The following is a 23,029-nucleotide window of genomic DNA, read 5'->3' as shown; positions in this document are numbered from 1 at the left end:
GCTCAAGCCCCCAGCAGGCTTTGCCCGCACACACGTACGACTTGGCCGTTGACCCCGCCCGAGGCCGGGTGGGCCAGCCAGGCGATGGTCTCGGCCACGTCAATTGGCTGCCCGCCCTGGGACAGCGAGTTCATGCGCCGCCCCGCTTCGCGGATCATCAGCGGGATCTTCGCTGTCATCTGGGTTTCGATAAACCCGGGCGCGACGGCGTTGACCGTCACCTGCTGCGCGCCCGCACGCGCCGCCAAGCCCTGCACCAGGCCAATCACGCCAGCCTTGGAGGTGGCGTAATTGCTTTGCCCCAGGTTGCCGGCTATCCCGGATATCGACGAGACGCAAACAATGCGCCCGCCCGCCTTCAAACCCTGGCTTTGCAGCAACGCCTCACTGAGTTGCAGGGGCGCTTGCAGGTTGACCGCCAGCACCTCACGCCAGGCGGTTTCGGTCATCTTGGCGATGGTCTTGTCGCGGGTGATCCCGGCGTTGTGCACCACCACGTCAAAGGCACCGTATTGACTGGCATGCGCCTGCAACAAGGCGGCCGCATCGGCGGCGGTGATGTCCAGCGGCAACGCCGAGCCGCCCACGCTGCCGGCCGCCTGCTGCAGTGCTTCCTGGGCCTGGGGGACGTCGACGCATACGACATGGGCGCCGTCGCGGGCCAGCACTTGGGCAATGGCCAGGCCGATCCCGCGTGAGGCGCCGGTAACCAGGGCGCGACGACCGGCAAAGGGCTTTTCCCAATTGACGGTGACGTGCCCTTCTACTGGCTTCTCCAGGCGTACCACCTGCCCCGACACATAGGCCGAACGGCGTGACAGAAAGAAACGCAGGCTGCTGTCGAGCGCCTCTTCAGCGCCCGGCGCGACGTATATCAATTGCACGGTGATGGCCCGCCGCAGTTCCTTGGCCAGGGAACGCACCAGCCCTTCCAGGGCTCGTTGGGCGATGGCCTGGGGCAAATCGCTGCATTGTTCCGGCGCCGTGCCGAGCACCACCACGCGACCGTGATGGCCGAGGCGCTTGGCATTGGCGTGGAAGAACAGGTAAAGCTCATCGAGTTGCTGGACATCCACCACGCCACTGGCGTCGAACACCGCGCCCTGCACCTTGAGCGTGGACGGCGCCTGGAGGGTCGCCGGGGTGGCGACGACTGTGTCGGTGGCGCTGAAGATCTGTTGCACCTGTGGCGCCAGGCGCCCGGCCCCGGCGACGATCACCGGGTTGGCCAGGCCGGGCTGGCCGCTACGATGGCGTTGCAGCGGCAACGGTTGCGGCAGGCCAATGGCCTGGGCCAGGCGACGCCCCCAGGACGAATTGACGAATGAAAGGTAGCTGTCACTCATATCGGTACTCACTCACTTGCTCTGTATACGCGGCCCCACACTGGCCGCATTCGCCTAGTTGACCGGGGCGTTTTCGTTTTGGGCGGTGCGGCGCCTGGCCTTGGGTTCCAACGCCTGCTGGCGCTGCTGCAAGGCTTCCAGCAAGCCGAAGTCCTGCGGGAAGTCGTCGACCTGGATGCCGTGGTCGGCGTATTCCACATAACGCCCGAGCAAGGCGTCTTCGTCGTCGCTGATCAGGTCCAGCGCCCGCGCCTTGACGCGCCAGGCGGTAAAGGCGGTGGTGGAAATCGGCATCGGCTCGATCAGACCCTGCTTGACGGCGGACTTGAGGCGCGCGTCGATCAGCTCTACCTGCGGCAGCAAACGGAAGCCCAGTTCGCCATAGGCCAGCTTGTCGATTTCCGGCCGAGGGATGTAGGAATTGGCCAACAGACGGTCACGGGTTTCGCCGGGGGTCTGCACCACCTCAGCCACCTGTGCCAGCAAACGGTCCGAAGGTTTGCGCAGGGGAATACCGAAGGGGAAACTCAAGCCTCGCACCACCCGTGCGGCCGCTTTCGAAGGGTAGTTATCGAGCACTTCGGCCAACGCTTCGTGGGCGCGCAGCAACGCATCCTGGGCCGCCCAATGCACCAGCGGCAGGTCGGCCTGGGGCCGGTCATCATCTTCAAAACGCTTGAGCACGCAGGACAAGATGTACAGCTGCGACAGAATGTCCCCCAGGCGCCCGGTGATACTTTCCTTGCGCTTGAGGGCACCGCCCAGCACGCCCATGGACATGTCCGAGATCAGCGCCAGCACCACCGACAGCCGGTTGGCCTGACGGTAGTAGGACGCCAGCGCCGGGTCGGTCTTGGCCGGTGCAGCAATCAGTCGCCCGCCCGTCAGCGAATGCACGGCGGCCCGCACGGTGTTGGCCAGCACAAAGCTCAGATGGCCGAACATCGCGCTGTCGAACGCTTCCAGCGCCTTGCGCCGGTCCGGGTGGTGCGCCGCTTCCATCTCGCGGAACACGTAGGGATGGCAGCGGATCAGGCCCTGGCCGAAGATGATCAGGCAGCGGGTCATGATGTTCGCCCCCTCCACCGTGATCGCAATCGGGCTCTGCTGGTAGGCGCGGGCCAGGAAGTTGTTCGGCCCCATGCAGATACCCTTGCCGGCGACGATGTCCATGCCGTCGTTGACGATCATCCGCGCCCGTTCGGTGACGTGGTATTTGGCGATGGCCGAAATCACCGAAGGTTTCTCGCCGGCATCCAGGGATGCCACCGAGACCTTGCGCACGGCGTCGCAGGCATACAAGTGTCCGGCCATGCGCGCCAAGGGTGCCTGTACGCCTTCGAACTTGCCGATCGGCAAACCGAACTGCTTGCGCATCGCCGCATAGGCGGTGGTGCCCCGCACCGCGACCTTACCCAGGCCGACGTTAGCCGAAGGCAAGGAAATCGCGCGGCCGGCAGCCAGGCATTCCATCAACATGCGCCAGCCATTGCCGACTTGTTCGCGCCCGCCGATCACCCATTCCAGCGGGATGAACACATCCTTGCCGGTGGTCGGACCGTTCTGGAAGACCGCGTTGAGTGGCCAGTGACGACGACCACTGTTCACCCCCGGATGAGCCGTCGGAATCAATGCGCAGGTGATCCCCAACGAGCCCGGCTGGCCGAGCAGCCCGTCCGGGTCTTCGGCGCGAAATGCCAGGCCCAGCACCGTGGCGATCGGGCCCAGAGTGATGTAGCGCTTGTCCCAGGTCACTTTGAAACCCAACACCTCCTCGCCCTCGTGCACGCCTTTGCAGACGACCCCGAGGTCCGGAATCGCCCCGGCGTCGGAGCCGGCGTAAGGGCTGGTCAGTGCAAAGCAGGGAATGTCTTCGCCCCGCGCCAGACGTGGCAGGTAATAGTTGCGCTGGGCATCGGTGCCGTAATGCAGCAGCAATTCCGCCGGGCCGAGGGAGTTGGGCACCATCACCGAAATCGCCGCCGCCGAGCAGCGCGTCGACAACTTCATCACCACCTGGGAATGGGCGTAGTGGGAGAAGCCTTTGCCGCCGTACTGCTTGGGAATGATCATGCCGAGGAAGCCGGCGTCCTTGGTGTACTGCCAGGCTTCAGGGGACATGTCCTGCCAGACCTGGGTGGTTTCCCAGTCGTTGGCGATGTCACACAGGGTTTCGACCTCGTTGTCGAGGAAGGCTTGCTCTTCGGCGCTCAGGCGCGCCGGTGCCGCGTTGAGCAGGCGCGCCCAATTGGGTTTGCCACTGAACAACTCGGCGTCCCACCACACGGTACCGGACTCGATGGCGGCGCGCTCTGTGTCGGACATCGCCGGCATGATCGTACGAAACAGCTCCAGCGCCTTACTCGACAACAAGCTGCGGCGCAGCGGCTTGAGGCTCATCAACAAGGCGGGTAACACCACCAGCACCGCCGCGACGGTGGCGCCAAAACCTGCCACCGCGTTGAACAGGTAACCCATCGCCAGCCAGACCAGGCCAGCGCCAAGCCAAATCGCGGCGGCGGCTTGTCGATATGCCAGGGCAATCGCTGCTGCGACACCTATCAATAACCAGATAACCATGGGGGATACCTCACTTGATCCAGAACAACTCGATTCAGGGCAGGCTGTTGCGCGGACAGCTCGAAATGAGCGGCTGCGTAAAGCCACACTACAAACTTGAAAAGACAAATTCAAATTCTGTTTTGAAATTTTTATTTAATCGTTTGGCGAAAAAATACCAGGCTGAACACGTCAGCCTTTTTCAGGTTACGAAGGAAAATATCAGGAGCGTCACAAGGGCCAACCGCCCAATCCGACGACAGTGTGGAGCCGAGCCTCTAGATGCGCTGGACGCCCTGCCCCACGACTGCCGTGCCAGACGCTTTAGAACTTGTAGGTGGCCGACAGGCTGACCACATCACCGGACGACTCGGCCTTGCCATCCAACTGCGCGGCTCCGAGGCGATCCACGTTCTTGGTCCTCAGGTTGACCTTCTCGACGAACTGGTGCGAATACGCGGCATCCACCGACAGGCCAGGCACGGCCTTGATGTCATAACCGGCACCGAACGCCAGGAAGTAGCGGTCACCATCAGGAATCCGTGGGTCTCGGGTTGAATTGCGGGTGGGGGTCTGGTCGTACGCCACACCGGCACGCAGGGTCAGTTCGTCGGTGGCTTTGTAATCGCCGCCAATCGACGTCATCCAGGCGTTCTTGTAGTTGTAGGGAATAGCGACAATCGTCGAACCTTGCGACTTGAGCGTCAGGTCCTGGAACGAAGACCATTCGGTCCACATGACGCTCACACCCAACGCCCAGCGGTCATTGAACTGGTGCACCCAGTCAACGGCGGCGGTCGCCGGAATGTCCAGCTGAGTACTGGCATGCGCGCCATCCGGGAACAGCTTGAGGCCGGGATAAGCCATTTCAACCAGGGTTTCGCCGTTTGGACCGATCGGGTTGGTCATGGTGTTGCGGCCAATCGCATCCGTGTAAATGTTGTATTTACCGGTCATCTTGTTTTTGATCTTGGCGTGATAGTTCAGGCCCAGTGTGTCTTGCAGCGTCGGCTTCCAGACAATGCCGCCAAACCAGCCCACTGAACTGTTATCGACTTTCACACGCATCAATGAATGCCCGACACCGGTTGGAAAACCAGTGCCTCCCAGCCCGGGAGAAACATCCGCAGCCGCAAGCACGTCAATGTTCTGGCTGACAAAGCCCTGGCTGCGCTGATAGATCAAACCGGCACCCACCGAGAACTCATCATTGACTTTGAACGAGAGCGAGCCTGTGAGGCCGACCGTTTCGATTTTGGTGTCGACCGCGAAATCGCGCAGCTTCGAGTTCTGATCCCAGGTAGTTTTCATGCCCTGGGGTACCACCTGGCTCAGGCCAAAGGCGAAGCGGTCGCCGATGGGCACCACCAGAAAGCCGGTCGGCAGCCAGGCGGTAAAGCCACCTTGCCCGCCATTGTTGGTATTGAGAGTCGGATCGCCCAAATTGCCTTGGTCATCCAGAACCGGGGTGTTGGTCACCGGGTTGCCGTTGTGGTCATAAGCCTGGCCGGAATATTTGATCTTGACCCGAGCGTAATCGACCGTCTGCTGCGCAATGGTGGAGTCGATGAACGCCATCGCCGCCGGGTTGTTGTACGCGGCACTCGGATCGTTCTTGAACAGTGAACCGCCCCCGAATGCACGCCCCCAACCCGGTGCGCCGTAGGTAGGCGTAGAAAACCCGCCCGCCTCGACCGGCCCCGTGGTCATCAGGCCGCCCAGCAAGGCCAGCCCCAGTAACGTGTGAGCATGTGGTTTCTTATTATTCATGCGGTACTCCTTATTATTATCTACGCCCGGCCCCTGCCGGTGTTCGGTACCCGAACAGGCGCCTCTGGCGAGGCGCCTGTGTGTACCGGGGTGATCAGCCCTCAGGAGTTACGGTTTACGGGTTCACCGTCAGCGTTGGCGCTACCACGCTCAGGGAAACCACGGTGCAGTTGCCGCTAAGCGCCTGGTTGGCCGCGGACAGGGTTTTGCTGCTCGGGTTCCAGGCCACCGCAATGGTGGTAGGGCCGCAGTTGGTGGCAGGAATCGAGGAGATTTTGTAGCCGACGTTGGTCACGGTACCGGTGGTACCCGTCGCCGCAGTCAGCACCCATGGCAGGTTGGTCAGCGTCGGCAACGCGCACAGGCCGCCACCGGTCAGGGTCGCGCCGTTGATGGAAGCCACGCCACCGCTGACGTTGCCGGTGAAGGTAATCCCGCAGGTCACCGCAGCCCCGAAGGAAGATGGCGATTTCACAACGATGGTGCCGGCATTGGTGGAGAACGGACCATCCGGAGCAACCGAAGCCGCACTGGCCATCGAAGCCGCGCCAAAGCACATTGCAAAAGAAGTTGCACAAACGAGGGTTTTCAAGCTTTTCATTGTTTTTCCTCACATGTTATGGCGAAGTCATTTCGCCAGGGGTAATGGCCATGAACGAGAGGTCACGGTGAAACTGCAGAACTTCCCTTTCCAGCCAAATCTCAATTCGATTACCACCGCATCTTTCGACTGTGTTTATTCAACCACTTTGAAGTTGGGCGGCATCTTGATCGACACCGTCTTGATCTTGCAGTCCTCGCCGATCGGCACGTTGGCGGCTTCCAACTTGCCGGTGGCGTTATCCCAAGTGCCGTTGGCGGTCGAAGGACCGCACTTGCCACCGAGGCCGAAGGCGTGCACATCCACGCTGATCTTCGACATGGAACCGCTTTGGGTATCTTTGGCGACCAGGATCCAGGGCAAGTTGATGGCTTCGACACGGCTGCATTTAAGGCCGCCATCGAACTCAACTTTGTCGACGTTCACCGACGAACCATCGGCCGCCACTTTGCCGGCCACCTTGATGGTGCAGTCGGCGCTGATCAGGGCGCCCTTGGAAAAGCTGATCGGGCCTTGGGCCGTGAAGGCGCTGCCCGCAGGCTCGATACGGGCAGCCTGGGCCTGTTGGTAGACAATCAGGCCGAGGGCGGCCAGCACGATATGAGTGGTGAACTTGGCAGCTGTTTGCATGGTGCAGGTCCTTCCCTTGAAATTATTTTTGTTCGGGTCAAACAACTCACTTGCATTCAATCTTTAAACTTTGGGCGATCGGAACCTGCGCAATACCTGGATCCCGAGTCAGCCCGACGACAAGGTTGCTATCAGAACGGTGCCGTACCGTTCGCGTATTTCTCCAGATACTTCAGGCGTTTTGACGGCTGAAGATTGGTCAGGTGGATATCGCCGCCGTAATGATTCAGCACTCGATGATCCATGCGACGGCGCCACAAGTACGGCACATAAGCCCAGACAATCATGCTCGCGTATCCATAAGGCAGTTGCGGTGACTCATCGAAGTGACGCAACGACTGATAACTGCGTGTGGGGTTGGCATGGTGATCGGAGTGCCGTTGCAGTTGGAACAGAAAGATATTGGTGACAATCCGATTACTGTTCCACGAGTGCCGAGGCGAACAGCGCTCATAACGGCCGTTGGGCAACTTCTGGCGTTTAAGGCCATAGTGTTCGACGTAGTTCACCACTTCCAGCAACGAGAACCCGTAGACACCCTGGATGATCAGGAAAGGAATCACGGCGACGCCAAGCCACACAATCATCGCGCCCCACAACACCACGCTGTACAGCCACGCGCTGAGGACAGCGTTCTTCCAATGCAAGGCCGGCAAGCCGAGTTTGCGCAAGCGCTCGCGCTCCAGGTTCCAGGCCGAGCGGGCGCTGAACCAAACCGAGCGTGGCAGGAACGCCCAGAAGCTCTCACCCAGGCGCGAGCTGGCCGGGTCTTCGGGGGTCGCGACCCGCACGTGGTGGCCGCGGTTGTGTTCGGTGTAGAAGTGCCCGTAGAACGTCGGCGCCAGGGTCACCTTGGCGAGAAACACTTCCAGGGGTTTGGGTTTGTGCCCCAACTCGTGGGCGGTATTGATCGCAATCCCGGTGGCGGCGCCGGTGGACAGTGCCATGCCCAGATAAGTGAACCAACTTACCGATCCATGCAGCTGCGTGCGTGCAGTGAGGTAGCTGGCGGCCTGGGCCGGCCAGCTCGACGGGTCGAGGTGCGCGGTGGCCTGCAACAGGCCGCCCTGAATGATCCAGTCGATACCGCCCGCCGCCAGCCAACCGGTGATCACCACCGAAGCAATGACGAACACGACGCCGGTGTAGACGATCCAGCGGTAATAGCTTTGCGATTCAAGGTGGTTGACGGCGGATTCAGGCGGGTTGCTGACATCTTCACCCAGCAGGCCATCGATCAACGGGATCAGGCCGAAGATGACCAGGACACCGACCCACCACAGTTGCTGCACACCGGTGGTGATGGCCAGCGCACCAGAGAGCAATGGGGTTGCCAGAGGCATGATGCCAAGCCACCACAAGTGGCGCTTGCCGTCGGTCCAGACGTTGGAAGTGGCCAGGGACTGATTCATGGCAACCTCCGTACGAGACCGGTGGCGGGGGTGACAAATCTAGCGGACAACAGGTTCACGGAGCGCTGACTGCCCCGGAAAACCAACCATGCGATAAAAGGCGTTTTTTTCATTATTTTATTCGCTCTTAGGCATTTCAAAAATTGTTTCAAATTAGATATTGAAATAATTTTTTTAAATAAATAGCGCGGAATCGTTAGGTCGTCAACTAATTTCTAAGGGCCTTTCGGACGTGACCGAGCAGTCTCTTTTCCGGCTCCGGGGTCAGGTGTCTAGGGCAAGCATTGACGCCGCCGAACCGCAGGTTCGATTGCAAAATTATTGACTCGCCAGGGCAAACGGCGGATGCAGCACCGTGGCGCTTTCCAGTGGCCGCACGCGTTTGGCGATCTGCTCCACCACCGCAGCGACCCGCTCGGTAGCGGTGATCGGCAACATATGGCCACGCCCTTCCACCACCTGCAGTTTCAGCCCTGGCACCTTGCTGGCCAGGGCCTGGCCGTGCTTCTGGAAGTCGAGCACCTTGTCCCGCGCACCATAGATCAACCCGATGGGCAGGCTCAGTTGCGGGTAGCGCTTGACCATATCCGGCAGGTCATCGTTGACCCGATTGATCTCGGTAGAAGCGGCGTAGAAGTTGTCGGGACGCATGCCCAGCAACCCGCCACCGCGTGTGGCGAAATCCGTCGGCGGAGCATCCGGAGCGAACACCCCCTTGACCACCGCCCTCTGGGTCAGCAGGCCGATGGGCATCGTCAGGGTGTGCGACAGCCAACGACGCAACCAGGCCGGGCGCACCGCCAATGACAGGAACACCGGCGGCAACATACGTTGCGGATGGGTCAGCGGTGCCACGAGGACCAGGCCGCTGACCGCATGGGGATGATCGAGCGCCAGCGCCAGGGCGATCGCGCCGCCCAGGGAATGCCCAAGCACCAGTGGTTTATCCAGGTCCAGGGTCTTGATGAACGCGGCTATTTGTCGAGCCTGGGCCGGCAGGTCCGGCGCGGTACCGCTATGCCGGGTGGAATAACCCGATCCCGGGCGATCGAGCGTGATCACCCGAAAACGTTCACGCAACTGGCCGGACAAGGCGTAGGTCAGGTTGCGGCTGCTGCCCATCAGCCCGTGGATCATCACCAGCGGTGGGCCTTTGCCTTCTTCTACATAATGAAAGCGCTCGCCATCGACCTCCACGAAACGCCCGTTGATCGGAACAGCCGCTTCAATACGCCGGGTCATCCAGGCGCTGAAACCCCATAACACAGCGCTTGCCCCCACACACACAGCCGCAGCGACAACCCATTCGACAGCCATAGCTCGGTCCTCTGCTTCCCTGCTGCTGGCGACCCGACCGGTATTGATCAAGGCCTCAGCCATCGTCCACACCCTGGACTTGAACCTCATGCAGACCCTACTCGTCCGTCGGACAAAGTCGGACCTGCGCAACAAGGTCCTAGCGTAAGCGATATTTTCAGGTAGATTATTTAAAATCTTTTTTAAAATAATTAATTCAATTTTCCTTTGCAATGGTGTTCTATCCAAAAGACACAACAAAAACAGGAGCACAACCGATGCCCACGAAGGACAAGCTATGAATGCCTACAGCGACGTCATTGATATCGCCATCATCGGCTCAGGGTTCGCCGGGCTGTGCATGGCGATCAAACTCAAGGAGGCCGGGGTCACCGACTTCCTGATCGCCGAGCAAGCCGAGACCCTCGGCGGCACCTGGCGTGACAACCATTACCCTGGCTGCGCCTGCGACGTGCAGTCCCATGTGTACTCGTTTTCCTTTGCCCCCAACCCGGACTGGACCCGGCAATTTGCCCCGCAGCCGGAGATCCGCGCGTACCTGGAGCATTGCGCCCGGCGTTATGAGCTGGCGCCCTTCCTGCGTTTTGGCATGGGCCTGCAACGCGCCGTGTTCGATGAACAGCAGCAACGCTGGCAGCTCAGCTTCAGCAATGGACGACAGATCAGTGCGCGCGTGCTGGTTTCGGGCATGGGCGGCCTGTCGCGCCCGGCGCTGCCGGATATTCCCGGGCTGGACAGCTTCAAGGGCAAGCGCTTCCACTCCCAGCAGTGGGACCACACCTATTCATTGCGGGGCAAGCGCGTGGCGGTGATCGGCACCGGGGCCAGCGCCATTCAGTTCGTACCGCAGATCGCGCCGCTGGTGGCTCATCTGCAGCTGTTTCAACGCACACCGCCGTGGATCATGCCCAAACCGGACCGAGACATTTCGCGCTTCGAGCGCTGGGCGTTCAAGCACCTGCCGTTCACGCAACGGCTGGTGCGCGGCGCGTATTATTGGGCGCTGGAAGGGCGTGTGCTCGGCTTCGCCCGGCACCCGCGCCTGATGAAAATGGTGCAGAAAATCGCCCTGCGCCACCTGCACAAACAAGTCACCCGCCCTTCCCTGCGCAAAACCCTGACGCCGGATTACACCATCGGCTGCAAGCGCGTGCTGATCTCCAACGACTATTACCCGGCGCTCTCGCGCAGTAATGTCGAGGTCATCACCGATAGTGTGCTGCGTATCGAAGCCGACGGCGTGATCACCCGTGACGGTATCAAGCACCCGGCCGATTGCCTGATCTTCGGCACCGGTTTCCAGGCCACCGACCCATTGCCTCGGGACTGCATCATCGGCCGCGACGGGATCGACCTGATGGACACCTGGCGCGAGGGCGCCCACGCCTACAAAGGCACCACCGTGCCGGGCTACCCGAACCTGTTCCTGATCGTCGGCCCCAACACCGGGCTGGGCCACAACTCGATGATTCTGATGATCGAGGCCCAGGTCAGCTACATCCTCGATGCCCTCAAGCAGATGCGGCGTCATCACATCGCCACAGTGGACATCAAGCCCGCCGTCGAAGATGCCTATAACCGTCGGTTGCAGGACAAGCTCAAGCGCACCATCTGGAACACCGGTGGCTGCCGCAGCTGGTACCTCGACCCGCGCACCGGCAAGAACACCACCTTGTGGCCCGGTTCGACCTGGCGCTTCAAACAGGTGACCCGCCAATTCGCGCTCAAGGATTACGTCACCCATCCGATCGCGACCAGCCCCTCCCTCCATCCGGTTCCAGCGCCCCACTCCCGCGCAGAAGGCAGCCTGTCATGAAGTCATTCAACGGCCGCGTGGCGGCAATCACCGGCGCGGCATCCGGCATGGGCCGCGCATTGGCCTTGGCCCTGGCGCGGGAAGGCTGCCACCTGGCACTCGCCGATAAGAACAGCCAGGGCCTGGAGCAGACACTGGCGCTGGTCCGGACCTCGAGCTCGTCGCCGGTGACGGTCACCACGCAGGTGCTGGATGTGTCCGATCGCCAAGCGATGGAGGCCTGGGCCGACCGTTGCGTCGCCGACCATGGCCAGGTCAACCTGATCTTCAACAACGCCGGGGTGGCGCTGTCGAGCACCGTCGAAGGCGTGGACTACGCTGACCTGGAGTGGATCGTCAACATCAACTTCTGGGGCGTGGTGCACGGCACCAAGGCGTTTCTGCCGCACCTCAAAGCCAGCGGCGATGGGCATGTGATCAACACGTCCAGCGTATTCGGCTTGTTCGCCCAGCCCGGCATGAGCGGCTACAACGCCACCAAGTTCGCCGTGCGCGGCTTTACCGAAGCCTTGCGCCAGGAACTTGACCTGCAGCGTTGCGGCGTCTCGGCCACCTGCGTGCACCCCGGCGGCATCCGCACCGACATCTGCCGCAGCAGCCGTATCGACGCCAACATGACCGGCTTTCTCATCCACAGCGAACAACAGGCCCGCGCCGATTTTGAAAAGTTGTTCATCACCGACGCCGATCAGGCTGCCAAGGTGATTTTGCACGGCATCCGCAAAAACAAACGCCGCGTGCTGATCGGCCGTGACGCCTACTTCCTCGACCTGCTCGCCCGTTGCCTGCCGGCGGCCTATCAAGCGCTCGTGGTCGTCGCCAGCAAACGCATGGCCCCCAAGCCACGCAGGCCGGTGTTTGAAACCAACGACGAGCCCCGTCACTGAACAGGAGAACGCACCATGCTGCCGATCCGCCGCGATATCCGTTTTGCCTTGCCTGCCGAGCGCATCAAGAACTGGCATGAACAAGGCCCGTTCATCACCCACTTCTTCAATGCCTTGTCATTGTTGTTTCCCCAGGGCGAGCTGTTTTTCATGGACAGTGTGCGCCACTACCGCGCACAGATTGAAGATCCCGCCTTGAAGGCCGAGATCCAGGGATTTATCGGCCAGGAGGCGATGCACAGCCGCGAACACGTGGCCTACAACGATCTGCTGCAAGCGGCCGGGTTGCCGGCACACACCCTCGACCGTCGTCTCAAATTCATCCTCGACCTGCAAAAAAAACACCTGCCGCCTTCGTTCAACCTGGCGGTGACCATCGCCCTTGAGCACTACACCGCGATGCTTGCGGAGATTCTGCTCAGCGACCCGTCGCGCTTTGGCGACTCGCTCAAGGGCTACCAGCAAATGTGGTATTGGCACGCCTTCGAAGAAACCGAACACAAGGCGGTGGCGTTCGATGTGTGGAACGCAGTGATCAAGCCCGGCCCACTGCGCTACCTGTTGCGCACCGGCACCATGCTTACCACGACGGTGCTGTTCTGGTTGGTGGTGTTTGATTTTCACCTGCGCCTGCTGCTGGCCGATCGCACCTCAGGCGGGCACTTGAAGGGTTTCTGGCGCATGCTCAAGTTTTTGTACGGTCCCAAAGGGGTGTTCCCGCGCATGCTGCGGCCATGGCTGCATTATTTCAAACCGGGCTTTCACCCCTGGGATCACGACAACCGCGCACGCCTGGCGGGCATCGATAACCTGCTCGACGAGATAGAACGCACGCGACGCGGTTACGAATCGGCCTAGACCTGCGCCAAAGTTTCGCGTTCGCGCACGAAATCCGGCATCTGATCGCTGGGCAGCGCTTTGCTGAAATACCAGCCCTGGACAAACAATTCAGTGCCGGTGTTCAAGAAGGCCAACTGCTCGGCGGTCTCCACGCCCTCGACCACGACGCCCAGGTTCAGCGCCTCGCAGAAACGCAACATGCCGGTCAGCACCTGGGCCCCCTTGGGGTCGCGTTGGGCGACGACAAAACTGCGATCGATCTTGATGAAGTCCACGGGAAACTGGTGCAGGTAACTCAACGCCGAAAACCCGGTACCAAAGTCATCGATATACACCTTGGCGCCTATCGATTGCAGTTTCTGGATGGTCTGGCGCGTGGCCTGGATATCACCGACCAATGCGTCTTCAGTAATTTCCACTGACACTCGCCCATGAGCCTGGGCAAGGATCTGCACCAGGCGATCACCATAGGCGGCGTGCGTCAGGGTCGAGCTGGAAATATTAATGGTCATCGGCAACTCGAAGCCAACCTTCTTCCATTGCTGATACTGGCGCACGGCCTGGGACGCCACCCATACGTCCACGTCGGGCATCAGCCGTGCCTGCGCCAGCCATTGCAGGAACTCCCAGGGGGAATGCACCACGCCCTGGTTGTCGCGGGCACGCATCAAGGCTTCGCAACCGGTGCATAGGCCGGTACGGATGGAGACCTGGGGCTGGAACTCCAAGTAGAACTCGTAATCGCTGATCTGCTGAATCCGGCTGAACTCCACCGCCTGGCGCGCTGCGCTGCGATGGGACGCCAGCACGGGGTCCAGCTCCAGCAAGCGGCCTTTTTCCTCGAGGCCGCGAAAAGTCATGTCCAGCGACTTGAGGTACACCGTACCGCTTTCATTGGCCTGGCGATGCATCGCCCGCACATACGGTGCATACACCAGAGTGCCGAGCCCCAGCAGTGCCAGTTGCAACACCACCGCGCCGATGTCGCCATGGGTACTCAGGTAGGCATTGAGCAATACCGGTGCGGTCAACGGCACGCTGGCCACCGCCGGCGATACCCAGCCCATCTGCACCACCATCAGGGCCACCATGGCGTTGAGCGCAGGCGCCAGCAGGAAGGGGATGAACAGACGCGGGTTGAGGATGATCGGCAATCCAAACAGCAGCACCTCGCTGACGTTGAACAACGACAGCGGCAAACTGGCAATCGCCAGCAGGCGCACGGTGTGGCTCTTGGAAAACAGCAGGATCGCAAACAGCAGGCACAACGCCGCGCCCGAGCCGCCGATAAATGCGAAACACCCCAACAGCCCGCTGTTGAGCAGGTATTGGCTGGGCTCCCCCGCCGCCAGCGACGCACCGTTGAGCACTACGGCCTGGTCCAGGACATCGAACAGCGGCTGCATGGCATACACTCCGTGAATGCCGAAAAACCACAACAACGAATTCATCATCGTGACGAACAACCCGCTGCCGTAGGGCGTTTGCAGCGCATCGAGCACCTGGGGCCCCTGGAGTTGCCCGACATAGGGAATCTGCAGCAAAGACGCCAACACCAGCACCAATGACAGCGCCGTGATTGCACCCGGTAACACCATGTTGATAGTGCCCTTGAGGTTGTGCCCCACCAGGTCCTCGTTGACCAGGCGCGTCCAACGAAAGCGGTGCAACCAGGCGATGGCCGGCACATTGATCAACGGTGACGCAATCGCGATGAACAGCACGAAGGTCGCCGAAGCCCGGGGATAATCACGCAGCACGAACGTGGCCACTACTACGTGGGCAAGGCACAGGAAAGCGACCGGCAGCTGTGGCAAGCGATACTGAATGGCCAGCATGTACCCGATGGATGCGGCCACCAACAGGGGGATAACCGAGCTGATCTGGTTGTGCACCCCCGATAGAAAGCCCACTACCTGTGAGCTGAACCCCAGCACACTGGCGCACTCGGACAGGATCAGGAAGCCGGCGGACACCAGCAGGCACGGCAGGATCCACAGCAACCCCTCACGAATCGCGCGCAATGAATCCGTACTGGCCAGGGCCGCCAGGCGCTGAGTAAGGAAAAGCTTGAACAGCGTTTGCGCCATGACCCGTCCCTCTGCCTGTGACTCGCTGCAACGCTACACGTCCTGATGGCGGAAGCGAAAGCCTTTTGCCACTTGTCCAGGGGCATTTTGGCGGTGGAAGCCCATCAGTTACGCCAATTTCCAGATGAATAATAGGAACTTTCCGACATAACCTGCTCCCTAAACTGATCTGAGTCGGTATCATCCGCGCCGTTCTGCGCATTAATGGATGTTGCAGACCGGATGAAAACCGGGCTACCCACTCAAGGATGTTGTCTGGAACGGAAGCAGGCACTCAGGAGAAGTTTTACCATGCAAGACAAACGCCCAAACCCTATGCGCCCGATCTTTGTCACCATGGTGCTGTGGCTGTGCAGCGTAGCGTTGCTGTTCATCATCAAAAACGTCATTGAAATCTTTAACGGCCCAGTCGCTGAAACCTGGATAGACCTGACCCTGGTGCTCACGGCCTACCTGATGTTTTTCCTGCTGGCGCCCTTGCAAAACTGGATACGCCGCAAGGCCCAGAAACGCGCTCGACGTCATCTCAGCCGGCCCTCCCCTGATATCGAGCCGCGTCGTTCACACTAAGGGGCCCCCTCTTGTCAGCCCAGTTGTATGACGTGACCGTTTGCCCCCTACCCTAGAGGCACCAGCAAGACCGCCTGCGGCCGAAGGCCTCGCGCAACTCGGCTGCCGTCACACTGCGCCGCTCGGGGCTCGTAGCCAACGCACAGCGCAGTGCAGGCCAGCAATGCCCAGGCAGTTGCCTGGGCCGGGTCAGCTTGGCGATGCAGCTGCGCTCACCCAGACGTTGGCCATGGGCCAGTTCATACAACACGCACGCGACACCGTACACATCTGCAGCAGCCGTCAACGCGCCACCGGCCAGCAGCTCCGGGGCCGCATACGCGGGCGTCCAGGCGTTGAAACGGTCGCGGCTGAGACTCGGCAAACCCGACTTCGCCCATGCCGGCGTATAACCCAGGCCAAAATCGAATAAACGCACCCCGTCTTCACCGACCATGACATTGGCCGGTTTCACATCCCCATGCAGTATGTTTTGCTGATGGATATAGACCAGCGCATCCAGCAACTGGATGGCCAAGGGTTGCAGTTCCCGCCAGGGCAAACCCTCCGGGCATTCCAGCAACAACCGATCCAGGGTCATGCCGTGCAGCCACTCCATGGTAAAGAACGCGACCTGGCTGTGGGTGTCGACCTCGAACGAAAACATGCGCACCACACGGTCGTGGCGCAGGCTGCGTGTCAACGCAAACTCGCTGAACAACAGCACATGTGCATCGGGGCACGCCGAAAAAGTCTCATCCAGCCGCTTGAGCGCAACCCTGGAGCAGGGCTCACCAAACTGCTCGTGCAACAGGTCTCGTGCGCCATACACCACGCCCATCCCGCCCCGCCCCAACACGCGCTCAAGGTGATAGCGCCCCACGAGCAGGCCGGGAGGGGTCGACGCGGCGTTCAAGATTGCACCACGACAGCGGTCAGGTCATCCGCCGTTGGCCGGCACAACGCCCTGGCAAACAAGTGGTCCACCGCCTGCCGGGGTGCTCCCAGGCTCAACGCACACCCCAGATCGCCATGGCTGAGTGCCTGGTACAGACCGTCACTGCACAATAAAAATACATCGCCTGGGCGGGTGCTGAGTTCCAGCACCTCAAGCTGCAACCGCGAACGCGCGCCCACGGCGCGGGTCAAGGCCCTGGCATCGGGGTGAGCCTGGGCTTGCGCCACGCTCAACAGGCGCTCATCCATCAGGCGCTGCGCCAGGCAATGGTCCCTCGACAACTGGTAAAGACTCTTATCGCGCCACAGATAACAGCGACTGTCACCCGCCCAGATACAGGCCGCACGCCCGTGCTCAAGCAACAGTGCAACCACGGTGCTGCCCATCATGACGTCGCCGCCCGTGGCGGGCGCCATTCGCACATCGCCCAACCGTTGATTGACGTCTTGCAAACATTGGCGGAGCGCGCCAACCCGTCGATCAAGGTCACCCTCGGCCGACATTGCCGCCAGGCTGCTGACCACCCACTGGCTGGCGACCTCGCCATGGCGATAGCCGCCCATGCCATCCGCCACAGCCCAGCAGCCTCGCTGCGGGCAGTCCAGGAAGGCGTCCTCATTGCGGGCTCGCGCTCGCCCTTGCTGCGAACGCCCGGCACTGCGCCATTGATGCAGGCCGCAGCTCATAGCTGCTCCGGTAATCGGAAAGTGCGCCAGGTATCGATTTCAAACGGCCCGGGCGTACGTTGACTGGTCAGCAAGAAGTTGGCGCGCAAGCCGGACAGGTTCGCCTTGAATAACTGGGCGTTGCGCCCACTGGCAGGCTCTTTCTGCAACAAGTCAAACAACCTGAACAACGACCAGGCCCCGGCATTTTTTTCAAGGCCCAATGGCCGTTGCCCAGCGCCTCGTTCCAGAACCAGGCTGCTGCGACCGTTATCCGCGTCGGTCGGCCAATGGAACATCATGGGCAGGATCGGCCCGTGGCGGTACTCCAACTGCTTGTCGCCAACCCGCAGGATCGCCCGGCTGACCGACTGGTCCAGGCTATAGGGCGCCAGGGTAAACCGGACTGACAGCTCTCCCTGCTCCTCAGTGAAAAAACCGCGACGGATCACCTGGGCTTTCGTCAGTTGGTCCAACAGAAAGCGTGAGACCGGTAAGTTTTGCCCATCCATGCCCCGTAACCGGTAGCGGTTGCCGTCGGCACTGACGAAGGGTCGCAGGTAACCTTCATAAAAACGCACCAGAACGCCCTGAGGCTTGAAAAACTCATGAAAGTCGCTGAGGGCCACATCGCTGGTTGCATGGGCGTTGAACGGATAACGCTGGCGAATCGCCCTGGCATAGAGTGGGTGCACGTCGCTCTGGTAGCGCTGGTTGACATGCGTATAGGCCTGTTCCAGCAAGTGACGCCAACTGTCATCAGCGATGCCCTCGACCCAGCCCGCCAACGGCAGCGGCAAACGGGCGGCTGCATCACGCAGCGTACCCAGTACATCCGGTTGCCCCTCCATGCGCCGCTTGACCCTGAGGAAAGCCGCCTGCTCCGGTGAGCTGTCTCGGTTGAGGGCCGCCAATTGCAGATGCAATTCGTCCAGCAAGCGCGATGCCTGGGTTAATTGCGCGCCTGGGTTTTCCTGCTCATCGAGCAATTGATGCAAGGGTTCAAAACGCCGTTGCAACGCCCGCCGCCCGGCGTCGGGAAACATCGCCTGCGCTGCCGCCGCCGAGGTCAAGGGGCCCAGCTCACCGGTTTGCTGGGCCACTTTGCCCAGAAGCTCATGCCCCGCCAGCAAACGGGTGTTTTCACGCAGTTGCAGCAACAGTTGGATCAGCGGGGATTGAGCGGAGGTCAGGTCCGCCAGCTGCTCGGCGTCCTGGCGCAGATTGTCGGTCGGCAGCAGCCTGAGTCGGCCCAGAGCGGCAGCCCAGACATCGGCATACTCACTGAAGTAGCGTTGCTGCAATTGGACCATCAACCGACGCAAATCCATGGCCCCCAGATCAGTGCCCTCCCCCAATACCCAGTTGTCCTGTGCGATAGCATTCACCAGTCGCGGCCCCTGGGCCTCGAAATACTGCACATACTTTTTTGTATAGAAACCCGGAATCGGTGGGTCGATGGCGGCGAATACCTTGCCCTCGGCCAGGCGCAGCGGTTCAAGGTGGCGCGACTGCTCGCGCAGCACGCGATAAATCCCCTCCGCCAACGACTCGCCTCGCAGCTCTGCACGTGCCTGTGCCACCAACTCCTCGTTGAGATGCGCCGTGAACGGCTGTTCAAGCAAGCGCACCCAGTGCTGATTCAAGCGCGCCTGCACCGAAGCGTTGCCGGCAAAACCGGCGGCCCAATGGCCCGCCACCTGTTGCGCCAGCCAGCGGGTATCGCGCCGCTCGCGCAGGTTGAGCATCAGGTAAGCGCGCAGGTTTTCCACCAGGCGCTCCCGATCCCCAAGGCTGGCGCGTACCTGGTCTTCAAGCAGCGCCGTGACGTAGGCCAGCAGCCGCTGGTGCAACGCCTGCTCATAGGCTCGAACCAGGAACGGGCGACTCAACTCGCCCTGATACAAACCTGCTCGCTCCACCAGCCGGGTGCCTGCCACATCCGGGAAAACCTGGGTTGCCGACAGGTGCGCATCCAACACAGCCACAAGATTCAAGGCGGCATCGCCACCCTGCGGGACGCTCGAAACTGAAGTTGCCAATGCCGCTATCTGAGCCAGGCGTTGCTGGTTCAGCGAATAGCTGTACATCCACAGCCCCCCGACCCCACAGATCACCAGCGCTGCTGCCAATGCCTGCAGCCCCTGACGCCGCCGCATGCGCTGTTGCTCGTGGGCCTGCAAACCGGCGAGGTCGGCTTCGGCGAATATCACCCGGCTGAACAGGCCTTGGACAAAGTGGTTGCGCCTGCCATTGGCGCAGGTCAAGTAGAACCCTCGCAGACCATTGACGCGCTGATAGCGATGAGCGGAAAAAGCCAGCTCGATGAACAGGCAAAGGCGCTCGCCCAGGCGCGCAACCTGTTGCGGGAAACCCAGCATTTGGCCACGACGGTCGGCATTACGCTCCTGATGCAATCGAGCGATCAGTTGATCATTCAAACGTTGCAGCAACTGCTCGAACGCCAGGTGAACCTGAGCGACTTCAATACCCGTTTTGCCAGGCTCAAGTGGCTGGCCAAGCAAGCTATCGGCAGCTTCCCCCAGGGGCGAGTCGAAGAACTCAGCAAACCCCGGCAGCCGATCAGCCTGGGTCAATACCAGATAGATCGGCACATCCACATGCAGCACCTGCTGGATTTCCTGCAAACGTGAATGCACTGCCCGTGCATGCTGCTCCAGATCATGCTCACTGTCGCTCGTCAGCCGCTCTACCGAAAGCGTCACCACCACGCCGTTGAGCGGCCGCGCGCGGCGCCGCCACTTGAGCAGGCGCAGCAGCGCTGTCCAACCGGTCGCATCGACTGAAACGTCAGGCTGTAACAGGTAACGCCCCGGCGTATCGATGAGCACGCCTTCGTCGGCGAAGTACCAGTCACAGTGAACGCCGCCGCTCGTCGGCGTCCCCCCTGCCTGGTCGAACGGCGACGGCAAGCCGGCGGCGGCCAACAGCTGCGTCTTGCCACTGCCGCGCTCACCGATCAACAGATACCAGGGCAAGTCACGGCGCCAACGCTGGTTATGCTCGCCATAGCGCCGGGACGTCTTCAACAACTGAACGGCCTGCTTGAACCGACCGCGTACATGCCGGTGCTCCTCCTCGACCCATTTCAATGGCTGCCGGCGTGCCCGCCGCCCCGGTTTCGCGAGGCCGGCAACTTGGCCCCTGCCCGCCAGCGCCATCGCAATGCCCCACAGCAGAAACAACACACTGATGCTGACCAGCCGGGCCGCCGAACCTTGCCAGAACCGATGATCGTCCACGGCCAATAACGGCCCGATCCGCCACACCACAGCAGCGCTGCACAGCACCAGTAAAAGGCTCCAGACCCAAACCGTGCCCAGCACAGCGCCCGCGCCCTTGAAGAATGCGTTCATTCATTGCTCCCAGCGTTTACAAGGGCGTCTGGTTCAAATCCGACGCCGACAGTTGAAGGGGTTGCAGCGCATTCGCCCGCTCTTTGCCGAGCACCCAGGAAAACCCGGTGTACATCACCAACAAACAGGCCAAGACAAAGGCCACAAACCACGGGACTGGGATCAGGCGTAACGGCCTGCGGCGACGCGACAAGTCCCTGGCAGGAAGCACAGGTTCCACCGGCAGATCGCCGCGCACTTGCCGGATCTGTCGATACAATCCATCGCGAATGGCTTCGAGTTGCAGCCCGCCTCGCTCCATGACCCGATATTTGCCTTCAAACCCCAAACTCAGGCACAGGTAGATCAACTCCAGGACGGCCAGGTGTTTCACCGGGTCGCGAGACAATCGTTCCAGGAGTTGAAAGACCTTTTCGCCGCCGAAGGTTTCATGGTGAAAACGGCTTAACAGGCTCATCTTCGACCAGTCGCTTCTGGCCCCCCACGGGGTGGTGACGACGGCTTCATCAATGACACTGCACAATACGTAGCGCGCCGACATGACCTGGCTGCTCTCGATGCCGCTCTGCAAGCTGCGGGCTTCGAATTGAGTGACCGCCGACAATAACCGGTCGTTGATCGTATCCAGTTGCTCACGTGCGGAGCAGCCCTTGAGTTGGACCAACTCCGACAACAGCTCCCAGGCCGCCGTCACCAGGGGGTTGAGGCCCACCTTGAAACGCTGCGCCCCCAACAGATGGCCCGCATAAATCATCCGGTCTTCCAACTGCTCATAACGCGGCGGCGCTGGAAAGTCGGTCATCGGCCCCTGTGCCGGCCCGCGACCTTCATGGTCAAGCAGCACGGTCTTTTCGTCCTGCGGGTAGTCACTGTCCATAGCGTTCAATTCCTAATGGCCCAGAAGTTGAGTTCAATCCCGGCAAAATCCCCGCCTACATGGAAAGCGAAGCCACCTGACTGCTCCAGCTGCGCGATGTCGTGGGCATTCATATCGAGCATGAAATAGGTCTTGCCGGCATGAAATGGAATCTGTCGCGGTGCCACAGACAATGGCTTGACCTTGATGCCTGCCAGATGCAGGTTGACCAGCTCACGGATGCGTTCGACGGGGCCGACTTTCAGATGGGCCGGCAGCCGATTGCGCAGTTCCTCAGAGTCACATTGCGCAGTCGCCGCCAGGATGAATGTCGCAGTGCCGAGCAATTTCAAGTCGCTCACCGGGCAGACCAACACCCCGTATTGACGTTGCTGCAACGTCAGCTCGACGGCGTGCTGTTCGAGCACGACCGACAACGCGGCACGCACTTGCGCCATCAGGCCGCGGAAGCTGCCTGCCTGGTCAGCATGCTGGTAATGCACGTCCAGGTGGGCACGCTTGCTGTCGTGGGTGAACGTTGATAACTCACCAAGCAACGACACCAGTGCCCGGAACAGCGTCTCAGGGCGCACCAAAGGCTGGCTCAAGTAATGACGCAACTCCAGCTCGGTACGATTGATCACTTGCAGCATCAGGAAATCGCCCACATGGCTTCCGGCTGCCGTACCCTCGCCGCACATCCGCGCAGCAATGGCATCCCCTCGACTGGCCAGCAGGCTGATGACCTCCTGCAGGCACGACGACACATACCCGCAGTCCTGCACAAAAATAAAGGCCGGCATGAACTCCCTGTCCAGGCTCAAACCACTTTCACCCGACGACACCAGTACCTGGGCGACCTTGAGTTTCACGAAGCCCGTATCGCTCTCCCCTTCGTCCAGCAGAAGGCGCAAATCGGGGCGTGCGCAGTTGATCCGGCAAGGGGAACCCATGCCGGCGTTCGAATCCCCCACTTCGACTTCACAGGCGATATAGCGGGCCAGCACCTCGCTCTGGGACGGTTGACGGGTTTCAACCTGATTGCCGGTGGCCAGGGGGAGCGCCAGGTAAACCGCGTGTTTGCCCGAATCGGCAGGCACGTCCAGCACCAGAGGCTCCATGACTGCGCTCAGGTCGAAGAAGCTGCCATCCGGCAAAACGCCACTGGCTTGGTTGATCACCAGCTTGCCCAGGTTGAGGTACTGCTCATTGAGTTCCAGCGTCAGGAAGCCCCAGGCATCATTGCCCAACAAGCGCGTGCGGTTGAGTTGCTGCTGGTAATAGCGGTCGTTGTGCTGCAAGTGCTGCGGCCGTAACAGCATGCCTTCCTGCCAGATGACTTTGTGAACCTGCATG

General features: G+C 61.0%; 17 protein-coding genes. 4 read left to right on the top strand and 13 right to left on the bottom strand.

Annotation, left to right across the window (positions count from 1 at the left end):
• Positions 1-2 precede the first annotated feature (2 nt).
• From DK870_RS23525 to DK870_RS23495, 7 genes are all read right to left on the bottom strand, one after another.
• On the bottom strand, positions 3-1,346 hold the full coding sequence (locus DK870_RS23525; RefSeq protein WP_161549818.1) for a 3-oxoacyl-ACP reductase: 1,344 nt from the start codon (positions 1,344-1,346) through the stop codon (positions 3-5).
• Positions 1,347-1,400: 54 nt separating this feature from the next.
• Positions 1,401-3,926, bottom strand: coding sequence for an acyl-CoA dehydrogenase (locus DK870_RS23520; RefSeq protein ID WP_161549817.1), 2,526 nt, complete (start codon positions 3,924-3,926; stop codon positions 1,401-1,403).
• 303 nt (positions 3,927-4,229) lie between these two features.
• Entirely contained in the window at positions 4,230-5,675 is a 1,446-nt protein-coding gene (locus DK870_RS23515; RefSeq protein ID WP_104993987.1) for an outer membrane protein transport protein, read from the bottom strand.
• Positions 5,676-5,790: 115 nt separating this feature from the next.
• Positions 5,791-6,276 (bottom strand): alkane oxidation protein activator PraB, encoded by a 486-nt coding sequence (gene praB / locus DK870_RS23510; protein WP_104993988.1) that lies wholly within the window; start codon positions 6,274-6,276, stop codon positions 5,791-5,793.
• A gap of 135 nt (positions 6,277-6,411) precedes the next feature.
• Positions 6,412-6,906, bottom strand: a complete 495-nt coding sequence (gene praA, locus DK870_RS23505) for an alkane oxidation protein activator PraA (protein WP_161549816.1) — start codon at positions 6,904-6,906, stop codon at positions 6,412-6,414.
• A 131-nt stretch (positions 6,907-7,037) separates the two neighbouring features.
• On the bottom strand, positions 7,038-8,318 hold the full coding sequence (locus DK870_RS23500) for an alkane 1-monooxygenase (RefSeq protein WP_090370628.1): 1,281 nt from the start codon (positions 8,316-8,318) through the stop codon (positions 7,038-7,040).
• A gap of 318 nt (positions 8,319-8,636) precedes the next feature.
• Positions 8,637-9,635 carry an alpha/beta fold hydrolase gene (locus DK870_RS23495; RefSeq protein ID WP_178126902.1) on the bottom strand — a complete coding sequence of 333 codons (999 nt, stop codon included), beginning with the start codon at positions 9,633-9,635 and terminating at the stop codon, positions 8,637-8,639.
• 277 nt (positions 9,636-9,912) lie between these two features.
• Between DK870_RS23495 and DK870_RS23490 the strand changes: the two genes are divergently transcribed.
• Genes DK870_RS23490 through DK870_RS23480 form a run of 3 tightly spaced genes read left to right on the top strand, consistent with a single transcriptional unit; the run spans position 9,913 to position 13,196 of the window.
• The gene (locus DK870_RS23490; protein ID WP_161549814.1) at positions 9,913-11,451 is read left to right on the top strand and encodes an NAD(P)/FAD-dependent oxidoreductase; all 1,539 of its coding nucleotides are present in this window, start codon (positions 9,913-9,915) and stop codon (positions 11,449-11,451) included.
• Complete coding sequence (locus DK870_RS23485; RefSeq protein WP_161549813.1) at positions 11,448-12,338, top strand: SDR family oxidoreductase; 891 nt, start codon at positions 11,448-11,450, stop codon at positions 12,336-12,338. The genes DK870_RS23490 and DK870_RS23485 overlap by 4 nt, the downstream gene beginning before the upstream one ends.
• Positions 12,339-12,353: 15 nt before the next feature.
• On the top strand, positions 12,354-13,196 hold the full coding sequence (locus tag DK870_RS23480; protein WP_161549812.1) for a metal-dependent hydrolase: 843 nt from the start codon (positions 12,354-12,356) through the stop codon (positions 13,194-13,196).
• On the opposite strand, the gene DK870_RS23475 is transcribed toward DK870_RS23480, so the two are convergent.
• Positions 13,193-15,268, bottom strand: coding sequence for a PTS sugar transporter subunit IIC/EAL domain-containing protein (locus DK870_RS23475; RefSeq protein ID WP_161549811.1), 2,076 nt, complete (start codon positions 15,266-15,268; stop codon positions 13,193-13,195). The two genes, DK870_RS23480 and DK870_RS23475, sit on opposite strands and share 4 nt — an antisense overlap.
• A 291-nt stretch (positions 15,269-15,559) precedes the next feature.
• Between DK870_RS23475 and DK870_RS23470 the strand changes: the two genes are divergently transcribed.
• Positions 15,560-15,838 (top strand): hypothetical protein, encoded by a 279-nt coding sequence (locus tag DK870_RS23470; protein ID WP_161549810.1) that lies wholly within the window; start codon positions 15,560-15,562, stop codon positions 15,836-15,838.
• Between the two features lie 52 nt (positions 15,839-15,890).
• On the opposite strand, the gene DK870_RS23465 is transcribed toward DK870_RS23470, so the two are convergent.
• Genes DK870_RS23465 through tssK form a run of 5 tightly spaced genes read right to left on the bottom strand, consistent with a single transcriptional unit; the run spans position 15,891 to position 23,028 of the window.
• Positions 15,891-16,733 carry a serine/threonine-protein kinase gene (locus DK870_RS23465; RefSeq protein ID WP_161549809.1) on the bottom strand — a complete coding sequence of 281 codons (843 nt, stop codon included), beginning with the start codon at positions 16,731-16,733 and terminating at the stop codon, positions 15,891-15,893.
• Positions 16,730-17,461 (bottom strand): PP2C family serine/threonine-protein phosphatase, encoded by a 732-nt coding sequence (locus DK870_RS23460; RefSeq protein WP_161549808.1) that lies wholly within the window; start codon positions 17,459-17,461, stop codon positions 16,730-16,732. The genes DK870_RS23465 and DK870_RS23460 overlap by 4 nt, the downstream gene beginning before the upstream one ends.
• Positions 17,458-20,817: a type VI secretion system membrane subunit TssM gene (gene tssM, locus DK870_RS23455; RefSeq protein WP_161549807.1), complete on the bottom strand. Its 3,360-nt coding sequence runs from the start codon at positions 20,815-20,817 to the stop codon at positions 17,458-17,460. The genes DK870_RS23460 and tssM overlap by 4 nt, the downstream gene beginning before the upstream one ends.
• Before the next feature lie 16 nt (positions 20,818-20,833).
• On the bottom strand, positions 20,834-21,694 hold the full coding sequence (gene icmH, locus DK870_RS23450; RefSeq protein WP_090370611.1) for a type IVB secretion system protein IcmH/DotU: 861 nt from the start codon (positions 21,692-21,694) through the stop codon (positions 20,834-20,836).
• A 5-nt stretch (positions 21,695-21,699) separates the two neighbouring features.
• Entirely contained in the window at positions 21,700-23,028 is a 1,329-nt protein-coding gene (gene tssK / locus DK870_RS23445) for a type VI secretion system baseplate subunit TssK (RefSeq protein WP_161549806.1), read from the bottom strand.
• Position 23,029 lies beyond the last annotated feature (1 nt).

This window comes from Pseudomonas sp. Q1 (assembly GCF_009935975.1).
GTDB lineage: Bacteria > Pseudomonadota > Gammaproteobacteria > Pseudomonadales > Pseudomonadaceae > Aquipseudomonas > Aquipseudomonas palleroniana.
Note: the sequence above shows the minus strand (reverse complement) of the source record. Positions and strands in the feature narration are given on the sequence as shown.